The 18,329-nt window shown below is 26.0% G+C and carries 16 protein-coding genes and 1 pseudogene; 13 read left to right on the forward strand and 4 right to left on the reverse strand.

The window, feature by feature from the left end; genetic code table 11:
• The first annotated feature begins 58 nt into the window (after positions 1–58).
• The 6 genes from R4K56_RS08670 (at position 59) to purE (ending at position 5,290) form a co-directional block, all read left to right on the forward strand.
• Positions 59–1,720: a methyl-accepting chemotaxis protein gene (locus R4K56_RS08670; protein WP_335757681.1), complete on the forward strand. Its 1,662-nt coding sequence runs from the start codon at positions 59–61 to the stop codon at positions 1,718–1,720.
• A 123-nt stretch (positions 1,721–1,843) separates the two neighbouring features.
• Complete coding sequence (locus R4K56_RS08675) at positions 1,844–2,203, forward strand: hypothetical protein (RefSeq protein WP_335757682.1); 360 nt, start codon at positions 1,844–1,846, stop codon at positions 2,201–2,203.
• Between the two features lie 145 nt (positions 2,204–2,348).
• Positions 2,349–2,513, forward strand: a complete 165-nt coding sequence (locus tag R4K56_RS08680) for a zinc ribbon domain-containing protein (RefSeq protein ID WP_335772376.1) — start codon at positions 2,349–2,351, stop codon at positions 2,511–2,513.
• An 82-nt stretch (positions 2,514–2,595) separates the two neighbouring features.
• A complete protein-coding gene (locus tag R4K56_RS08685) occupies positions 2,596–3,660 on the forward strand; it encodes a DNA adenine methylase (RefSeq protein ID WP_297296798.1) in 1,065 nt (354 codons plus the stop codon).
• Positions 3,661–3,690: 30 nt separating this feature from the next.
• Entirely contained in the window at positions 3,691–4,785 is a 1,095-nt protein-coding gene (locus tag R4K56_RS08690) for a hypothetical protein (RefSeq protein WP_335772375.1), read from the forward strand.
• A gap of 16 nt (positions 4,786–4,801) precedes the next feature.
• The gene (gene purE / locus R4K56_RS08695; protein ID WP_335760618.1) at positions 4,802–5,290 is read left to right on the forward strand and encodes a 5-(carboxyamino)imidazole ribonucleotide mutase; all 489 of its coding nucleotides are present in this window, start codon (positions 4,802–4,804) and stop codon (positions 5,288–5,290) included.
• A gap of 189 nt (positions 5,291–5,479) precedes the next feature.
• Here purE and R4K56_RS14760 read toward each other — a convergent pair.
• Both R4K56_RS14760 and R4K56_RS08710 read right to left on the reverse strand, forming a co-directional pair.
• Positions 5,480–6,728: pseudogene (locus R4K56_RS14760) on the reverse strand (glycoside-pentoside-hexuronide (GPH):cation symporter).
• A gap of 68 nt (positions 6,729–6,796) precedes the next feature.
• Positions 6,797–8,452, reverse strand: a complete 1,656-nt coding sequence (locus tag R4K56_RS08710; RefSeq protein ID WP_335772374.1) for a glycoside hydrolase family 13 protein — start codon at positions 8,450–8,452, stop codon at positions 6,797–6,799.
• 301 nt (positions 8,453–8,753) lie between these two features.
• On the opposite strand from R4K56_RS08710, the gene purC reads away from it, so the two are divergent.
• From purC to R4K56_RS08730, 4 genes are all read left to right on the forward strand, one after another.
• On the forward strand, positions 8,754–9,470 hold the full coding sequence (gene purC, locus R4K56_RS08715) for a phosphoribosylaminoimidazolesuccinocarboxamide synthase (RefSeq protein ID WP_335772373.1): 717 nt from the start codon (positions 8,754–8,756) through the stop codon (positions 9,468–9,470).
• Between the two features lie 114 nt (positions 9,471–9,584).
• Positions 9,585–10,121: a CbrC family protein gene (locus R4K56_RS08720; RefSeq protein ID WP_335770222.1), complete on the forward strand. Its 537-nt coding sequence runs from the start codon at positions 9,585–9,587 to the stop codon at positions 10,119–10,121.
• Between the two features lie 380 nt (positions 10,122–10,501).
• Positions 10,502–11,917, forward strand: coding sequence for an amidophosphoribosyltransferase (gene purF, locus R4K56_RS08725; RefSeq protein WP_335772372.1), 1,416 nt, complete (start codon positions 10,502–10,504; stop codon positions 11,915–11,917).
• Between the two features lie 136 nt (positions 11,918–12,053).
• Positions 12,054–12,536 (forward strand): hypothetical protein, encoded by a 483-nt coding sequence (locus tag R4K56_RS08730; protein ID WP_335758853.1) that lies wholly within the window; start codon positions 12,054–12,056, stop codon positions 12,534–12,536.
• A gap of 270 nt (positions 12,537–12,806) precedes the next feature.
• Here R4K56_RS08730 and R4K56_RS08735 read toward each other — a convergent pair whose 3' ends face one another.
• Positions 12,807–13,658, reverse strand: coding sequence for a D-glycero-alpha-D-manno-heptose-1,7-bisphosphate 7-phosphatase (locus R4K56_RS08735; protein WP_335772371.1), 852 nt, complete (start codon positions 13,656–13,658; stop codon positions 12,807–12,809).
• Between the two features lie 135 nt (positions 13,659–13,793).
• Between R4K56_RS08735 and R4K56_RS08740 the strand changes: the two genes are divergently transcribed.
• The 3 genes from R4K56_RS08740 to R4K56_RS08750 all read left to right on the forward strand — a co-directional run bounded on the left by R4K56_RS08740 (position 13,794) and on the right by R4K56_RS08750 (position 17,103).
• A complete protein-coding gene (locus R4K56_RS08740) occupies positions 13,794–15,002 on the forward strand; it encodes a hypothetical protein (protein ID WP_335772370.1) in 1,209 nt (402 codons plus the stop codon).
• Positions 15,003–15,484: 482 nt separating this feature from the next.
• Positions 15,485–16,324: a diaminopimelate epimerase gene (gene dapF, locus R4K56_RS08745; protein ID WP_335772369.1), complete on the forward strand. Its 840-nt coding sequence runs from the start codon at positions 15,485–15,487 to the stop codon at positions 16,322–16,324.
• 221 nt (positions 16,325–16,545) lie between these two features.
• Positions 16,546–17,103, forward strand: coding sequence for a lytic transglycosylase domain-containing protein (locus tag R4K56_RS08750; RefSeq protein ID WP_335758758.1), 558 nt, complete (start codon positions 16,546–16,548; stop codon positions 17,101–17,103).
• Between the two features lie 33 nt (positions 17,104–17,136).
• Here R4K56_RS08750 and flgG read toward each other — a convergent pair whose 3' ends face one another.
• On the reverse strand, positions 17,137–17,931 hold the full coding sequence (flgG, locus tag R4K56_RS08755) for a flagellar basal-body rod protein FlgG (RefSeq protein WP_297296776.1): 795 nt from the start codon (positions 17,929–17,931) through the stop codon (positions 17,137–17,139).
• Positions 17,932–18,329: the final 398 nt, after the last annotated feature.

Genomic DNA, 18,329 nt, shown 5'->3' on the forward strand with positions numbered 1-18,329 from the left:
TATTAAATACATATAATTCCGAAATCATTAAATACTATTTTTATTGGAGATGTATATCATGAAGATCAGGACTAAATTCATAATTTTTGGCTTTTATATTTTTGTAGTGACAGTTTTATTAATATATCTTCAAGTGAGAATAGTTAGAAGTGTTACGGATTATAGCCGTATTTATCAACATACTATAAAATCATCAGCTATAGCTAGACAATATCAGCAGAATTCTGCATTTTTAACTCAATTTGTTAGAAGTTATGTTGCAACAGCAGATCAAAAGTATGAACAAGCATATAATGATTGTATTGCAATATCAGGCGGTACAAAGCCTACACCTTTAAACTATGATAGGGGTATATATTGGTCTATTTTCTTAGGAAGCGGCAGAAAACCTTCTAGTGATGGACAAACAAAATCTTATGCAGATGTTATGCAGGAATTAAACTTTTCTAAAGAGATGTTTGATTATTTAACTTTATCTAAAAGCAGATCAGAAGCATTGGTAAAATTAGAAGTACAAGCTATGGATATAATAAAAAGTATACCTAGAAATCCTGATGGTTCAATACCAGAAGAATATAAAGGAAGACAATTAGAAGCTATAAATCTTGTTAATGGAAAAGCTTATGAAGAAAAAGTTTCTGAAATAATGGCTCCTATTAATCAGTTTTTTGATACACTTGAAGCTGATAATGCTTTAAAATTACAGAAAGCTGCAAATGAAGTAAGAAATGATACAATTCTATTTTTTATAGGATTGTTTATTGTTGGATTATCTGTTGGTTTATTCTTAGCTTCTTTAGGAAAACTTATAGGAAAAAATTTAAGATTATGTGTTCATTTAGCTTCTGAAATATCAAATGGTAATTTAACTGTAAAAATAGATGAAAGTAAAATGACAGGTAATAGTGAATTTGCTTCACTTCTTGGCAGCTTACATAATATGGTTAATCACTTAAGAGAAATTATAGCTAAAGTTTTGGAAAGTTCAAAGGAGATATCAGATGCTGCTACTGAAATTGCTCAAGGTAATACAGATTTATCAAGCAGAACAGAGCTTCAGGCATCTCATTTGGAAGAAACAGCTTCTTCTATGGAAGAGATAGCTTCTACAATAAAATCATCAGCTGATAATTCTGTTAGAGGAAATCAGATGATGCAGGATTCTGAAAAATCAGTTCAGGAAGCAGGAGAAATAATTGAAGCTACTACAAACAACATAGAACTTGTATTTGAAGCTAGTAATAAGATTACAGATATTACTAAAATAATAGAAAATATAGCTTTCCAAACTAATATATTGGCACTTAATGCTGCTGTAGAAGCTGCACGTGCGGGAGAACAAGGTAAAGGTTTTGCAGTTGTAGCAAGTGAAGTTAGAAATTTGGCACAGACAAGTCAATCTTCTGTTAAAGATATTACTTCTCTTATAGCTGATGCTAATGATAAAATCAAAACAGCTACAGAAACGGCTAGAAAATCTAAAGAAATATTTATGGATATTGAACAAAAAATAGAAGATACATCTAAAATTATGCAAGACATTAGTGCTATGGCAGTTGAACAGCAAGCAGGTGTAGATCAAGTTAATATAGCGGTTTCTCAAATGGATCAATCAACTCAGCAAAATGCTTCTTTAGTAGAGGAGGCTACTGCTTCTTCTGAGGCTTTAATGGGACAGGCTAAAGAACTTGTTGAATTGATGAATTTCTTTAAAGTTTAATATTAATTATTATTGAATATTTTTTATAAAAACAATAGTTATATATTAATTTATATAGCTATTGTTTTTTTATTTTTGCATTATATAATTTATATATTATTAATATTAGGTTAGGAATTTGTTATGAATAAGATTATATTTACATTTATTTCATTTTTATTTGCTTTTAGTTTGTATGCTAAAGATATATCTATAGAAGAATTGGTAGGAGTATATAAAAGAACAGATGATAATGCTACTATAGAACTTTCATTAAAGAATAATACAGAATTATATATTAAAGGAAATGCGGTATCAAAGGCAGGAGATGTTTTAGAATTAGATGATGTTGCTAATTATGAGGGAAAAAGTATTATTTATAAATGTGACAAGTATACTATAAAAATTTCTATTATAGACAGAGGCAGAATAGAAATAGTAGAAGAATCAAATTATGAAACATTTGATATTACTTTTGATGGTGTTTATTTAAAAAATAAATAGTTTTAATTAGTTAATTATTAATTTGATTAGTCAATAATTATTTTTATAATGGCATTATAAAAAATTAATAATTTTAAATCACGACAAAAATTGTCATCTATATAACATATAATATTATTATATTAAGATTTTTAAGGAGTTTTTTATGTTGCCATTTAATCCGCCTTTTATGTACAAATGTAATTCTTGCGGTAAAATATTCAGTTCCAGAAAAAGACCTTCTGTTTTTAATTTATTAGGTTTTGGCCCTAAATGCCCAAAATGCGGAAGTAAAGATACTAAGTCTATGGATCATATTATAAAAAAATAGTTTATATTTGAGATTTATTAGCTTTTATTATATTATTGTTTATTATACTTGCAAAATAATAATTAATAAATTATACTAAATTATGGTTAATTTATTTAATGAAATAACATATTTGGATTATACATTTCCACAACCCCAATATCTAGGTGCTAAATATAAATTTATAGATTGGATATCTAGTTTTTTACCTAATAATATAAATAATGTATTAGATGCTTTTTCTGGATCTCAATCTGTATCTTTTAGATTTAAGCAATTGGGATATAAAGTAATAACTAATGATTTTTTAAATTTTAATCATCAAATAGGGATTTCATTAATAGAAAATAAAAATAATATATTGACAGATATAGATTTAAATATTTTATTTGATAAAAATTCTAATGAAAATTTTTTTAATTTATTTCAAGATGTATACACAAATGTTTTTTTTGATATTAATGAAACTTTATTTTTAGATTCGTTTAGGTCTAATATAGATAGATTGGAGAATAGATATAAAAAATCTTTAGCTTTATCAATAATGAATAGAAGTATGACTAGAAAAGTAACAATGGGACATTTTTGTCATGCTCAAGCTTTAAATTATGCTTCTAATCCAGATAGAATAAAAAGAAATAGAAGTTTGATAAGACCTATAAAAGACATATTTATAGATTTATTAAAATATTACAATGCAGCAGTATTTGATAATAAGAAAGATAACATAAGTTATAATTGTGATATATTAGAATTACTCCCAAATTTAGATAATATAGATTTAGTGTATTTTGATCCTCCATATTGTAATAGTCATGCTGACTACCAAAGTTTTTATCATGTTTTAGAGACTTATACAGAGTATTGGAAAGATAAAGAATTTGTTAATTCAACTAAAAGATATGAGCCAAAAAAGTATACAGGTTTTGATAAAAAAAATAATGTTATAGAATCATTAAATTTATTATTTGAATTTTCAAAAGATATACCTTATTGGTTATTTAGTTATAATGATAGAAGTTATCCCGATGAAAATACTATAGTTAATATGATTAGTAAGTATAAAAAAAATGTAGATTTATATTATAATAAATATATGAATGGTGTTGGAGGTAAGGGAAGTGTAGCTGGTAGCCATGAAATATTAATAGTAGCAAGTTCTAAATAATTTTAAATTTTTTATTATGGATAATATAATATGATGACTTTTAATGAATTAAAATACTCCAATAATGACCTTTTATTATTTTCATCAAATGAATATGGTATTTTATGGCTTAAAATAAAATCTATTTTAAGAAAAGATATAATAAAAGATTTTTTAATTAGAAATAGCATAACATTACAGACAACTAAACTTGAAGATAATTTTGAAGAATTATATACAATTTTATCTTTAGATGTTATTAAATCAATAGATATGATTGATGAATATTGTATTTTAAAATTTAATGATAATTTAATAGATATAAAAAATATAGAAAAAGAATTATATAAAATGAAATTTTTTGAATGGGGTGGTGATTATAGTAATTCTTTAGATAAGTATTTTGTAACTAAGTATGTAAAAACAACAAATATAATACCATATAACGTTATTTCTAATAATATAGAAAAAGATATTCAAAATTCAGTACTAGGTTATATAGTTAGCAGTTGGTATAATTATTGGTCATCTGTACTTATTGAAAATATTTTTAAAAAGCAAAATTTTGTTGTACCTGCTATTGGTAATATAAAAAATGTAGATTTTTTTATAAAAGATATTCCTTTTGATTTAAAAGTTACTATTTTTCCCAAAGGTTATATGGAGAAAATGAGAAAAGATAGTAATTTAAAATCAGAAATTAGTACTTTAAAAAATATAGCAAAAAAAATTAATATATCATATGATAATAATGATGATAAAAATTTACAATATGAAATTTTAGAAAGATTAAAGTTAATAAAAAATAAAGAAGCTAAATTAGAATTAGAAAATTTTCAAAATGAGCAAATAAAAATAATAAATAATACAATAATTAATTACAAGCCGTTAATAAAATATTTATATGAAAATCAAGGGGATATGCGGTTTGGTTGTGAAAATAGAATATTTATTATAGTAATTGATGTTAATGATATATATAATTCATGGAAATTAAAAAGAAATATAGAATTATTAGAAAAGCCAATTAAAAAATATATAAATAATTTTAATCCTAATAATTTAGATAAATTAAGAATTGATTTTATTTATAAAAATAAAAAATACACAACATATTCGGATATTATATTTATAATTAATCAATAAAAAATAAGGAGAAAATATGAAAGTTGCTATAATATTTGGAAGCAGATCTGATACTGAAAAAATGAAAGGTGCTGCTTCTTGTTTAAAAGAATTTGGAATAGAATATAAAGCATTTGTTCTTTCAGCTCATAGAGTACCAGAACATCTTGAAAAAACCATTAAGCATATTGAAGAAAACGGTTATGAAGTAATTATAGCAGGTGCTGGACTTGCTGCACATTTACCTGGAGTAATAGCTTCAAAAACTATACTTCCTGTTATTGGTGTTCCTATTAGTGCAAGCAATCTTGATGGAATGGACGCTCTTTTATCTATAGTTCAAATGCCAAAACCTATAACTGTTGCTACTGTTGGTATTAATAATTCTTATAATGCTGGTATGCTTGCTGTGGAAATGCTTGCTTTAAAGTATGGAGATATTAAGAATAAATTAATAGAATATAGAAAGAAAATGAAAGAAGACTTTATTGCTGATAATGATAAGCCTATAGAGTTTGATATTTAATATTATTTTTTATATTAAAAAGGCAGCAAATAATTTTACTGCCTTTTTATTTTATTTTTTTAATTATTAATTATGCTGTATACCTTTTCTTTTATTTAATTCGTCTAGTATTTGTAAATATTTTTTCTCAGTTAAAGGATAAAAGAAAAGTATTATCATAGATATTATACATAATATAAAAGGAATTCCTCATCTTAAAAATGCAATTCTATCTAAAGCAAATTGAGTTTGCTGCAAATCATTAGCCTTGTATCCAACGAATGCTAGTATTTGTCCTGATATAAGTCCTGCCAAAGCCATACCCATTTTTTGTCCGAAACTGTACATTGAGTATATTAATCCTTCAGCTCTGAAACCTACTTTATATTCGGCATATTCTATTGTGTCTGGAAGCATAGACCAGCCTAAAGACCAAGTATATGAATTGAATATACCAGAAACAACTATTATTATAAAATATAATGGTATTGAATTTAATGTTTTATAGTTTATAAAAAATAATAGATTTAATAATCCGAACATAGTTAATGTAATTATTCCAGCTTTCTTTTTACCAAACATTTTAGTTACATAAGGAACTGTAAACATTCCTATAGCAGTAGATAAAGTTGTTAAAGTCATAGCAGGAGTTATTAAATCAGATCTTTGTAAATTGTATTTGAAGAAATATATTAACACCAGATATAACGAAACCGCATATTAATATAAGCATAAATACAATAGTAATTATTATCAAAGGAGGATTTAATAATATACTGTTAAATTCTTCTTTTAAAGAATGTTTCTTTTCTTCTTTTTTATTTTCAATATATACTCTCTCTTTTGTAGAGAAGAAGCATACAGCAAATAATACTATAGAAACTATTCCCATAAGTCCTGTAGTATATCTATATCCTACAGTTTCATTTCCTTTACCAAATATATCTACCAAATTCCAAACTTGTGCTACTACAACACCGCTTAATACAGCAAATATCATTCTTACAGTTGTTATTTTAGTTCTTTCTTCCGGATCATTACTCATAGCTGAAGTTAAAGCAGAATAAGGCAAATTTACTAAAGTGTATGACATTCCTAAACCTATATAAGTAATATAAGCATAAATCAATTTTCCAGTTGAGCTCATATTAGTTGGTACTACATAGCATAAAAAAGCAAATATAGCTAGAAATATAGAACCAAATAATATATAAGGTCTAAATTTACCAAAACGAGTATTAGTTTTATCAACTATCATTCCCATAATAGGGTCGTTAATCGCGTCCCAAATTCTTGCTACCAAAAATAAAGTTGCAACTGATGTGGCTGTTATTTTTGCTATGTCTGTGTAATAGTACATTAGGTATGATGTAGCTGTTGAGAAAATTAAATTACAAGCTAAATCTCCAATACCATAGCCTATCTTTTCTCCCAAGCCAACTTTCATATTTGTATTCATATTTTTACCCCTTTATAATATATAATTAAAGTTACCTTAGTTATTTAGACTTAGTTATTTAAATTTAATTAAATAGAGAAAAAAATTATTGATTCATAAGGTCTTAATTCTATTTCTGAACCATTAATTTTATTTTCTTTATAATTTGATAATAGAATATTTTTTATATTATAATTTAAACTGATTTTTGTATTATCTTTAGAGAAATTATTTATTACTACTAATTGTTTATCTTCATAATTTCTTTCATAAGCATATACATATTCATTATCAAATTTTATTTCTTTATAATCACCATAAACAATTATTTTATTATTTTTTCTTATACTGATTAATTCTTTATAATAATAAAAAATAGAATTTTTATCTTCTAATGCTTTTTTTACATTTATTTCTTTGTAATTAGGATTAACATTTATCCAAGGTTTATTATTGGAAAATCCAGCAAATTCCTCATCATTCCATTGCATAGGAGTTCTTGCATTATCACGGCTTGATATTCTTACACTGTCAAAGATTTTATTTATTTCTTCTTTGTTATCAATATCTTTTGTTAATTTATAATATAGATTTTTAGTATCAACATCATTATAATCTTCTATATTATCAAAATATGCATTTGTCATTCCTATTTCTTCACCTTGATAAACGAAAGGAGTTCCCGGAATAGTATGTATAATAGAAGCAAGCATTTTAGCAGATTCTACTCTATATTCCTTATCATTACCATATAAAGATACTTGTCTAGGCTTATCATGATTGCTTAAAAACTGAGCCCACCAACCATCATCTTTTAAAGCTTCATACCAATCTGATATTCTTTTTTTGAACATAGGAACATTCCAAGTGTCAATTTCTATTTGAGGTAATATGAAAGGTATTATCATGTCAAATTCTTTTCTGCTTTGAAGTACATAATCTCTTGCAGTTTGAGGTGTTATGCATCCTATTTCGCCAACGGTAGGAGTACCATATTTGCTGAATAATCTGATATTCATTTCATTTATAAGTTTATGAGTGCCTGGCAAATTAGAAGTAATTTCAGCATCCATAACATATCCGTCTTTATGCGTAACCGGTTTTGTAGAATCAGGGAATCCTGCAGGCTTTTCAAGATAGCTTATAGCATCAATCCTAAAACCATCAACTCCTTTTTTTATCCACCATTCTATCATAGAAAAAATTTCTTCTTTTAATTTATCACATTTCCAGTTTAAGTCAGGCTGTTTTCTATGGAATAAATGTAAATAATATTGCTGTCGTTCTTCACACCATTGCCAAGCACTTCCAGTGAAAAAAGATTCCCAATTGTTAGGTTCTTTTCCATTCTTTTTGTCAGCCCATATATAGTAGTCGCTTTTGTCATTATCTCTTGATTTTTTTGATTCGATAAACCATTTATGTTCATCAGAGGTATGATTTACTACTAAATCCATAATGACTTTGATATTTCTTTTTCTGCATTCTTCTACGATTTTATCAAAGTCTTCCATAGTGCCGAATTCTTTCATGATGCTTTGATAATCGGATATATCGTAACCGTTATCAGCATTTGGAGAACTGTATATAGGAGAGAACCATATTGCAGTTATTCCAAGTTCATGTAAATAATCTAGTTTTTCTAATACACCTTTTAAGTCACCGATACTATCTCCATTTGAGTCTTTAAAACTTCTAGGATAAATTTGATATATTACGGCTTCTCTAAACCATTCTTTAGACATAGAACAATCCTTATAATTTATTTATTTTTTATTTTGTGAGAGAGTTGATTAAAATCAAACGTTTAAAAGTATAGTCAAAAAAAGAAATGCAATCAACATTTTATTATTTAAATATTTAAAAAAATATAATTTATATTTACTAATGAACAATTTATATTTATTGTTCATACAGCTAGTATATTTTTATATTATTTATTTATATATAATATAGTAAAATAATTAAAAAAGATATATAATAGCATAACAAAAATAAATTAATTTATAATTTGTAAATTAGTTTTATAATAACAGGAGTTAGAATATGTCTAAAGAAAAGAAAGAAATGCTTTATGAAGGTAAAGCAAAAAAGGTTTACGCTACAGATAATGCAGATGAAATAATTGTGTATTATAAAGACGATGCTACAGCTTTTAATGGAGAGAAAAAAGGTTCTATTAAAGATAAAGGTGTTATGAATAATGAAATTACTTCATTACTTTTTAAAATGCTTGAGAAAAATGGAATCAAAACTCACTTCATAGAAAAATTAAGCGACAGGGAACAGCTTTGCCAAAAAGTAAAAATTTTCCCATTAGAAGTAATTGTTAGAAACTTAATAGCTGGTTCTATGGCTAAAAGACTTGGAATAGAAGAAGGTACAGTTCCTCCTAACACTATATTTGAAATTTGTTATAAAAATGATGAATACGGCGATCCTTTAATCAATGAACACCATGCTGTTGCTTTAAAGCTTGCTACTTATGATGAATTAAAATATATTTATGAAGTTACTTCTAAAGTTAATAATTTATTAAAAGAAGCTTTAGATAAAATAGGCATTACTTTAGTTGATTTCAAAGTAGAATTCGGTAAGAACTCAAAAGGTGAAATACTTTTAGCTGATGAAATTACTCCAGATACTTGCAGATTCTGGGATAAAGAAACTGGCAAAAAATTAGATAAAGATAGATTTAGAAGAGATTTAGGTTCTATTGAAGAAGCTTATATAGAAGTTTTAAATAGACTTAATAATCTATAATACTAAATAAAAAAGAATTTGAAGACTTTGCTTAATATTTTTTATATTTTGCAAAGTCTTTTATATTTTATAGATGAAATTTTATAATACTAGAAATTATAAATGGAGGAGTCAATGTCTGATATACCTAAATTTAAATACGTTGATGATAATATTGTTAAAAATTTTTTTGTAAAGGAAGATAATAAAGTATTATGCAAATGTTGTGAAAAAGAAACAGATTTGGTTTATTATACTATTCCGCATTGTGAAGACAATATAAAACCATTATGCCCTGAATGCATAGCAAATGGAAAGGCAGCTGAAAAATTTGATTGTGATTTTATTGATGAACCTTTTGACAGTGATAGTATTATTGAAAATAGAGATGAAAAAATTGAGGAACTTACAAAAAGAACACCTGAATATTCAGCTTGGCAGCAGCCGTATTATCCAAATCATTGCGATGATTTTTGTAAATTTATTTCTTATGTAGGTTATAAAGAATTAAAAGAAAGAAATTTATTAGATAAAATAATTATATCCTCTGATAATGATGAAGATTCTGTAAGAGAATATATTGAAGATTTAGAAATTGGAGGAAGTTTTCAAGGATATTTATTTGAATGTTTGAAATGCGGACAATTAATTTTGCATACAGATTGTGATTGATTTGATATCTATTGTTATCTTAAATAAAAGCTAGCCAAAGCAGATGACAGCTTTATCTGGCATCTATTGTAAGTACCAACAGCCTAGACGCCGAGTGTCAACTCGGGCCTTTTAGTCTAGGCGAGTATAACAATAATAAAAAGCATAAAAATAAAACAAGCGAGCCGCAGCAGATGACAGCTTTAGCTGGCATCTAATAATAGCGCCAACGAGCCTAGACGCCGAGTGCCAACTCGGGCCTTTTAGTCTAGGCGAGTTTAACAATAATAAAGAACATAAAAATAATAAGAAAAATATTTAATAAATATATTGTATAAAAATACGATTAACTATAATATTGGTAAATCAAAATCTAAAAATAAAGTTGGTTATAATAATATATGAATAATAATATGGAATTTAATGATAAACCTAGAGAGGAATGCGGAGTTTTTGGTATTTATTCTAAAGAAATAAAGAAGGATATATTAAAAACTTTGAATTATGCACTTTATTCCTTACAGCATAGAGGTCAGGAAAGTGCAGGTATTACAGTATCTAATTACAAACATTTATTTACTTATAAATCTATGGGACTTGTATCCGATTTATTTTCAAGTAATATACCAAAAGATACTGAAGGAAATATAGCTATAGGACATGTAAGATATTCTACTACAGGGGCTAGTAAAATAGAGAATGCTCAGCCTCTTGAAAACCTTTTCAGATTAGGACAAATCGCTATAGCTCATAATGGTAATTTAACTAATGCTGAAGAATTAAGATATGAACTTGAAGAAAGCGGTGCAACATTTAATGCCACTTCAGATACAGAAGTTATTATTAAACTTATAGCTAGAAAAACGGTTAGTAATTTTATAGAAGGTATTAAAGAATGCGTTAATATTATAAAAGGTGCTTTTGCCCTTGTTATAGTTGTTGATGGTAAACTTATAGGTGTAAGAGACCCTTATGGAATAAGACCATTATGTTTGGGTACAAATGCTAATGGTGATTATTTTTTAGCTTCTGAGTCATGTGCTTTAGATGCTGTAGGCTCTAAATTTATAAGAGATATTGAAGCAGGCGAAATGGTTATAATAGATGATGAAGGTGTGAAATCTTTCAAATATTCTAAAAATGAAGTTAAGCATTATCCTTGTGCTTTCGAGCATATATATTTTGCTCGTCCTGAAAGTAATATTGACGGTATCAACGTTTATAATGTAAGATTCCAAACTGGGGTTTTATTAGCAAAACAAAATAAAGTTGATGCTGATATAGTTATAGGTGTTCAAGACTCTGGTACTATAGCTGCATTAGGTTTTGCAAAAGAAAGCGGAATTCCTTATAGTATTGGTTTGGTAAAGAACAGATATATTGGAAGAACTTTTATTATGCCTGAACAGTCTACTAGGGAAGAAACTGTAAAACTTAAATTCAATCCTTTAAAACACTTAATAGACGGTAAAAGAGTTATATTAATAGATGATTCTTTAGTAAGAGGAACTACAAGTAAGATATTAATAGATATTGTAAGACGTGCCGGAGCTAAAGAAGTACATTTTAGATCTGCTTCTCCTGTTATTAAAAGTCCTTGTTATTATGGTGTTGATATATCTTCAAAAAAAGAGCTTATAGGTGCTAAACTTTCTGTAGAAGAAATTAGAAAAGAAATTAATGCTGATACATTAGAATATCTTACTATAGAAGACATGCTTAGTGCTTTAGGAAATAAAAATTATTGTATAGGCTGTTTTAATGGTTCATATCCTACCGATATACCTAAAAAAGCATTATCAAATAAAACTTGTTAATTAATAATAAAACATAAAAAAGGGCTTTATTTATATAAAGTCCTTTTTTGTTTTTTATAAAAAAATTATAATTGACTTTTATCATCAATAAATTTATCATATAAATAAATACATTAAAACGAGGTTAGAAATTATTATGAAAGAAGTTTCTTATAAAATATGCATGAATGAAGAAGAATTAGTGGATAGTATAATATCTGATGATGATGTTATTTATGTAGATCATAAGCTCGGAAGTAAAGTTTCTAATATCAAAAATACTGGTAAAATTGCTTGGGGTGTTCTTATTGGAGGAGTTATAGTTGCAGCTACAGCTATAATATCTTCTAAAAAATTGGGAAAGGATAAAGCCTTGATTGCTTCTTCTATAGCTACGATTCCTTCTGCTGGTATAGCTATCATATATATAGGGCTTCCTTCTACTATATCATTAATACAAATGCTTATTTATGCTTATAAACAAAATGACGGTATTAATGGTGCTAAAGATATAGTATTAAAATTAAGAAATAATTATTATATTGCTGAAAAAGACAGAGAAAAAATTACATTAAAGAAAACTGCAGGCGAAAAAGTAAAAGAAGTCAAAATCACAGAAATAAAAAAAGCAGAAAATTAATATATACCAAAAATTTTTAACTTTGTCAAAATTAGTTTTTATATTGTTATTATTTTCGGGGACTAGTCCCCGAACCCCTACTTCTTTTGCCGACGCTCTGCGTGCCGTAGGCAAGGCACCTACTCGGTGTTGACCCAAAGAAGCAAAAGGACTGCATTTTTAACACAAATCTTGGTTTTACTTCACATTTCAAACAAAACTTAATAATGTTTTATGCTATTAATAACTCAAAATTGACAAAATATAATTGTTTAGGTAGATAATAAATTTTTAAATTAATAAGTTATATATATCATTTATTTCTACAATATTTTCTTTGCTTTCTATTTCATAAACTTCTGTTTCTATTAATAAAGTTTTAAGATAGGGAATTTTTACAATATCAGTATCCCTATCACCTATCATAAAAGAATTAAATAAATCTATATTATATTTTTTCGATGCAAGTAAATGCATTCCTGCTTCAGGTTTTCTTAGTACTGATAATATATTGTAAGGCTCAACATGACCTTTTATATGATAAGGACAATAATAAAAATCATCTATAACAGCATCATGTTTTTTATATTCTTCATATATATAATTATGAACATTATGCACATCTTCATTGCTGTAATAATCGTATGATATTCCGGCTTGATTTGTCGTTACTATTGTGATGTATCCTTTTTTATTTGCTTCTTTCACTACGTCTATAAATTCACTTTTTATTTTTACTCTATCAACTGTTCCTATATATCCAACATCTTGTATTAATACGCCGTCTCTATCTAAAAATAATGCCTTATTAACTTTTTTATTTTCATCTGCAAAATATGCAGGAATACCGTATAGTATATTTTCATTGAATGCATTTTCTATTAAATTATTTATATATTCTATATTCTCATTTATTTCATTATTTTTATATATTTTATTATTATGTATTATAAAATTATTATTGAATGAATATCCTGATAATATATTTTCTATATCGTTTTTAATTATTTTATAATTTTTGTCTATTGTATATAATTTATTTTTTATTTTTGAATCAGTATCAAAATTAAGTGCAATTAAAACAGCATTATTTTCGATTTTTTTTGAAAAGTTTAAAAAGTAATTTTCTATATCTTTGTTCATAATATTAACTTCCTACAATAATTCTTTAAGTTTAATATAAAACAAAATTTTTATCAATTAATAAAGAGAATATTATTAATAATTGATTTTTTTTATTTATGTTATATATTATTACTCGAATTATGGAGGAATATAATGGAAAATACTTTAATTAAGAGGAATAATACTTTAAATAACGATTATAATAAATTTATAAAAGCATTAAAATATTTACTTGTATTTGCATTATCAACAATACCAACCTGCATTTATATATTCAGTTTAAAAAATATAGATACAAGCTATATATTCCCAATATTTTTGAATAGTCATTTGTTTGTTAGTTTTTATTTATTTTGTTTTACTGTACTTTTTCATTTGATTCCTTTTAATAGAAAAGTTATTTTAATGACATTTTTATCTTTTCTGCTTGTAAGTCTTATAGCAGTGTTTTCAAACATTTCTTTTAATTATATTTACATGCCACCTATAGGCACTGCAGATTTTCAGATATTATTCAATAGAGCTATATTTTTTACTATAATATTTTTTATTATATTAATGCTTTCATATAATTCTTTTGATGCTGTAAATACTGATAAAATTTCAGATTTTTTTACAGTTTTTGGAGATACATTTTTGTGGTTTGTGATAATTAATACAGCAAGCAGTACTGTATTAACAATACTAACTTATTTACTTATTATTGTAGGTTTTTCTATTACCGCTTTATTCGAGTCAAGCACAGATATTGGTTTTATAATAGCAAAATTAGTTATATGTTTTACAATATTTATATATGGATTCATTCCATTTTTAGCTTATTATATATACTGCAAAACAAAATCAGTAATATCTATATATGTTTCTAGAGCTTTTTTAGTAATTACTTTATTTTGTATGTTTATAATGTTATTCTTAATGCTTCCTTATGAATCAAGACCTTATAATAATAGAGTTGTATATGTTTTATATAATTGTATACTAGCTTTTACTATAATTAATTTATTGTTTACAAGAATGGATAAAAAATCAAATATATTTATAAAGGCAATGTATTTAATAGTGCCATTATTTGCAATGATTTTTGATTTATTGACTATAACAGCTACAATATATAGAATAGTTAACTTTGGACTTACACCTACTAAATTAACATTGATTATATTAAATATAATTTTTCTTATACATTTAATATTTATTTTAGCTAGTACTATTGTTTCATTTATGATGTCATTTAAAAATAGAGAAACAACCGGTACATTTGATATTATTATAAATAATAAACCGATGATATTCATTTATGTTTATTTATTATTTTCTTTTGTAGTATGTTTTGTACTTCCTATTATTTATATTAATTAATATATACCTAAACAACTATATTTTGTCAAAATTATATTTTCTTTTTAATATATGTGGCTTTGCCCACCACGCTGTGTGCTTCGCAATACCCCACTTCTTTTGCGACTGAAAGGAGTGCCTGTGGTATTGCCACAAGGCACAGCACGCCTTCGGCGAGAACCTATATCCTCAACAGGCTCGGATACGCTTTGCGAAAGATGGCATTTTTAGTCAAAATATAGTTTTTATCTTATATTTTAAAGAAAACTTAATAATATTTTATGCTATTAATAAATAAAAATTACATTCATAAATAATTCAAAATTGACAAAGTATAGTTGTTTAGGTATATACTATAAATATTGTTTAATTTGTTTTATTATAAACTTAATAATGCTATATAATTTTTCTTTATATAATTGTATATTTTAAAAATTGTTATATGATTGAATTGTATAATATAAAAAATGAAAAGATATTAAAAAAATGTTTAGGGGTTTATTATGGTTTTAAATTTTACAAAAATGCATGGTATAGGAAATGATTATATTTATGTTGATTGTTTTAAAGAACAATTTACTGTAGATGATGCTGTTACTTATGCACCAATTTTAAGCAACAGACATTATTCTATAGGATCTGACGGAATTATACTTATAATGCCTAGCAATATTGCTGATGTGCAAATGAGAATGTTTAATTATGATGGTTCTGAAAGTGAAATGTGCGGAAATGGTATAAGATGCGTAGCTAAATATGCTTATGATAATAATATCAGCAGAAATAACCCAATGAAAATAAAAACTTTAAGAGGCATATTAGAAGCTAAATTATTTATAAAAAATGATGAGGTTGACAGTGTTGAAATTAATATGGACAGTCCTATATTGGAAGGATTAAAAATTCCAACTACAATAAATAAAGAAAGAATAATTGATGAGCCTATAAATATTGACGGAAAAACATATTATTTTACTTGTGTATCTATGGGTAATCCTCATTGTGTAATATTTGTTGATAGTATTGATGATATTGATATTAGTAAAATAGGAAGCTATATAGAAAATAATAGTATATTTCCAAACAGAACAAATGTAGAATTTGTTGAAATTATTAATAGGGGAGAGGTGAAGCAAAGAACTTGGGAAAGAGGAAGCGGAGAAACTCTAGCATGCGGTACTGGAGCATCTGCTGTATGTGTGGCTGGTTTTATTAGCGGAAGAACAGATAATGTTATACTTAATCATCTTCTTGGCGGTGATTTAGTATTAAGATATGAAAATGATACTGTATTTATGAAAGGTGAGGCTAGATATTGCTTTAATGGAACAGTTAAAATATGATATAAAAAATTTACAAAATATTCCACTATTAGAAAATAAAATATATATAATTGTAAAAATATGAAAATTAAATATTTCTTTATGTAAATATGATGTAAAAATAGTATAAAAAATATAATTAATTATAACTTTTTTAAAAAAAATGTTAATTTTAAAATGGGTTGATTTTATTATTAAGTAGTTTATACTAAGAAATGAGAATCATAAAATAAGAGGGGGATATGAAAAGAACGGTTATAGTATTAGTTCTATTTTTGTGCCATCTTAATTTGGAGACACATAATTTTAATATTAATGATTATTCTTTTCCATCTAATGATTGGGTAAATTTAATTAAAGATGTTGCCAATCACTACAATCAAGATTTTTGGTTCATAAAAGATGTATTTGATGTTTGCAGCAATTATGATGTTGATCCGCTTTTAATGGTGGCATTAATAAAAGTTGAAAGCAGTTTTATTCCAACAGCTTTATCTAAAAAAAATGCTTATGGATATTGTCAAATAACTCCAATCGCTAATGAAGATGTTGATCCTACTTTAAATAGATATAATCCAAGAGACAATATTATATTAGGTGTGAGATTTATAAGAAAACTTTTAACTAGATTTGAAGGCGATATTGTAAAGACACTTAGATATTATAATGCCGGAAACAATTATGATGAATACGGCGAATCTTATGCTGAAAGTATAAAATATGAATATACTACTATGGTTAGTCTTTATGTAAAAGATGATAGTTCTTACGGCAATATATATAGAAAAGAGGCCTTTTAAAAGACCTCTTTAAATATTTTTACTAATTATGTTTTATCTTTTCAAATTTACAACAGTAGCAAGTAAGTTATCACTTGTTTGTACTGCTTTAGAGTTCATTTCATAAGCTCTTTGAGCTACTATCATATCAACCATTTCATCAACAACTTTAACGTTTGACATTTCAACGAAACCTTGGTGAATTCTTGGAAACCCATTAGCACCTGGTTCGCCTTCAAAAGCAGGACCGCTTGCTATAGTTTCTTTATATAAGTTATCGCCTATAGATAAAAGACCAGGCTGATTGATAAATCTATGCAAAGTAATTTGACCTATTTCAACAGGGTCATTTTCATCACCTATTTTAACAGAAACAGCACCTTCTCTTGAAATGCTTATTTGCTCTACTAAGAAATTTTCAGGGAATACTATTTCAGGAACTAATCTGTATCCATTAGAAGTAACCATTTGACCATTAGCATCAATTTTGAATGAACCATCTCTAGTATAAGCAACGCTTCCGTCAGGCATTAATACTTGGAAGAAACCTTCTCCTTCTAATGCTAAATCAAGTTTATTTCCAGTTGCTTGCAAAGAACCTTGATCAAACATTTTTTGAGTAGCAGCACTTTTTACACCCAAACCAGTTTGAAGACCTACAGGAGTTACAGTATCTTCTGTAGCAGGAGTTCCTTGTATTTTTAAATTTTGATATATTAAATCCTCGAAATCGGCTCTAACTTTTTTATATCCTATAGTATTAACATTTGCAAGGTTATTAGCAATGGTATCAGTTTTAAATTGCATACCGTTCATACCGCTTGCAGCAGTCCATAAAGAACGTACCATATAATAAACTCCATAATTTAAAATTATTTGATATTATATGTTCGGTAAATTATAAATTTGCTTTATAATTTTAAATAAAAAAATATTATGTTAAGTTGTATAAGGTTTATTTCAGAATTGTATAAATATATCATATGATTTTTCTGCATACGATCTGCGGACTTCATCAAAGTTTCTTCCTACGGAACGTAGAGCGAAAAACGCAATTTCTAGAACTTTATATAAAAAATATATCTGTTAAATATTAGATATAACCTAAATTGATACTAAAAATGCAGTCTTTTTGGTTCTTTGTGCCAACAAAAGAACTGGGGTATGGGGCAAAGCCCCATATATAAAAATATATTTGTTTCAGTATATTTATACAACTTTAATGCAGAATGATTGTAAATATTTTT

Source organism: Brachyspira pulli, assembly GCF_036997785.1.
GTDB lineage: Bacteria > Spirochaetota > Brachyspiria > Brachyspirales > Brachyspiraceae > Brachyspira > Brachyspira pulli.

Bases quoted from the DNA above. Each gene is read 5' to 3' on its own strand.
- R4K56_RS08670 (WP_335757681.1), top strand. From the start codon at position 59: ATGAAGATCAGGACTAAATTCATAATTTTTGGCTTTTATATTTTTGTA.
- R4K56_RS08675 (WP_335757682.1), top strand. From the start codon at position 1,844: ATGAATAAGATTATATTTACATTTATTTCATTTTTATTTGCTTTTAGT.
- R4K56_RS08680 (WP_335772376.1), top strand. From the start codon at position 2,349: ATGTTGCCATTTAATCCGCCTTTTATGTACAAATGTAATTCTTGCGGT.
- R4K56_RS08685 (WP_297296798.1), top strand. From the start codon at position 2,596: ATGGTTAATTTATTTAATGAAATAACATATTTGGATTATACATTTCCA.
- R4K56_RS08690 (WP_335772375.1), top strand. From the start codon at position 3,691: ATGATGACTTTTAATGAATTAAAATACTCCAATAATGACCTTTTATTA.
- purE (WP_335760618.1), top strand. From the start codon at position 4,802: ATGAAAGTTGCTATAATATTTGGAAGCAGATCTGATACTGAAAAAATG.
- R4K56_RS08710 (WP_335772374.1), bottom strand. From the start codon at position 8,452: ATGTCTAAAGAATGGTTTAGAGAAGCCGTAATATATCAAATTTATCCT.
- purC (WP_335772373.1), top strand. From the start codon at position 8,754: ATGTCTAAAGAAAAGAAAGAAATGCTTTATGAAGGTAAAGCAAAAAAG.
- R4K56_RS08720 (WP_335770222.1), top strand. From the start codon at position 9,585: ATGTCTGATATACCTAAATTTAAATACGTTGATGATAATATTGTTAAA.
- purF (WP_335772372.1), top strand. From the start codon at position 10,502: ATGAATAATAATATGGAATTTAATGATAAACCTAGAGAGGAATGCGGA.
- R4K56_RS08730 (WP_335758853.1), top strand. From the start codon at position 12,054: ATGAAAGAAGTTTCTTATAAAATATGCATGAATGAAGAAGAATTAGTG.
- R4K56_RS08735 (WP_335772371.1), bottom strand. From the start codon at position 13,658: ATGAACAAAGATATAGAAAATTACTTTTTAAACTTTTCAAAAAAAATC.
- R4K56_RS08740 (WP_335772370.1), top strand. From the start codon at position 13,794: ATGGAAAATACTTTAATTAAGAGGAATAATACTTTAAATAACGATTAT.
- dapF (WP_335772369.1), top strand. From the start codon at position 15,485: ATGGTTTTAAATTTTACAAAAATGCATGGTATAGGAAATGATTATATT.
- R4K56_RS08750 (WP_335758758.1), top strand. From the start codon at position 16,546: ATGAAAAGAACGGTTATAGTATTAGTTCTATTTTTGTGCCATCTTAAT.
- flgG (WP_297296776.1), bottom strand. From the start codon at position 17,931: ATGGTACGTTCTTTATGGACTGCTGCAAGCGGTATGAACGGTATGCAA.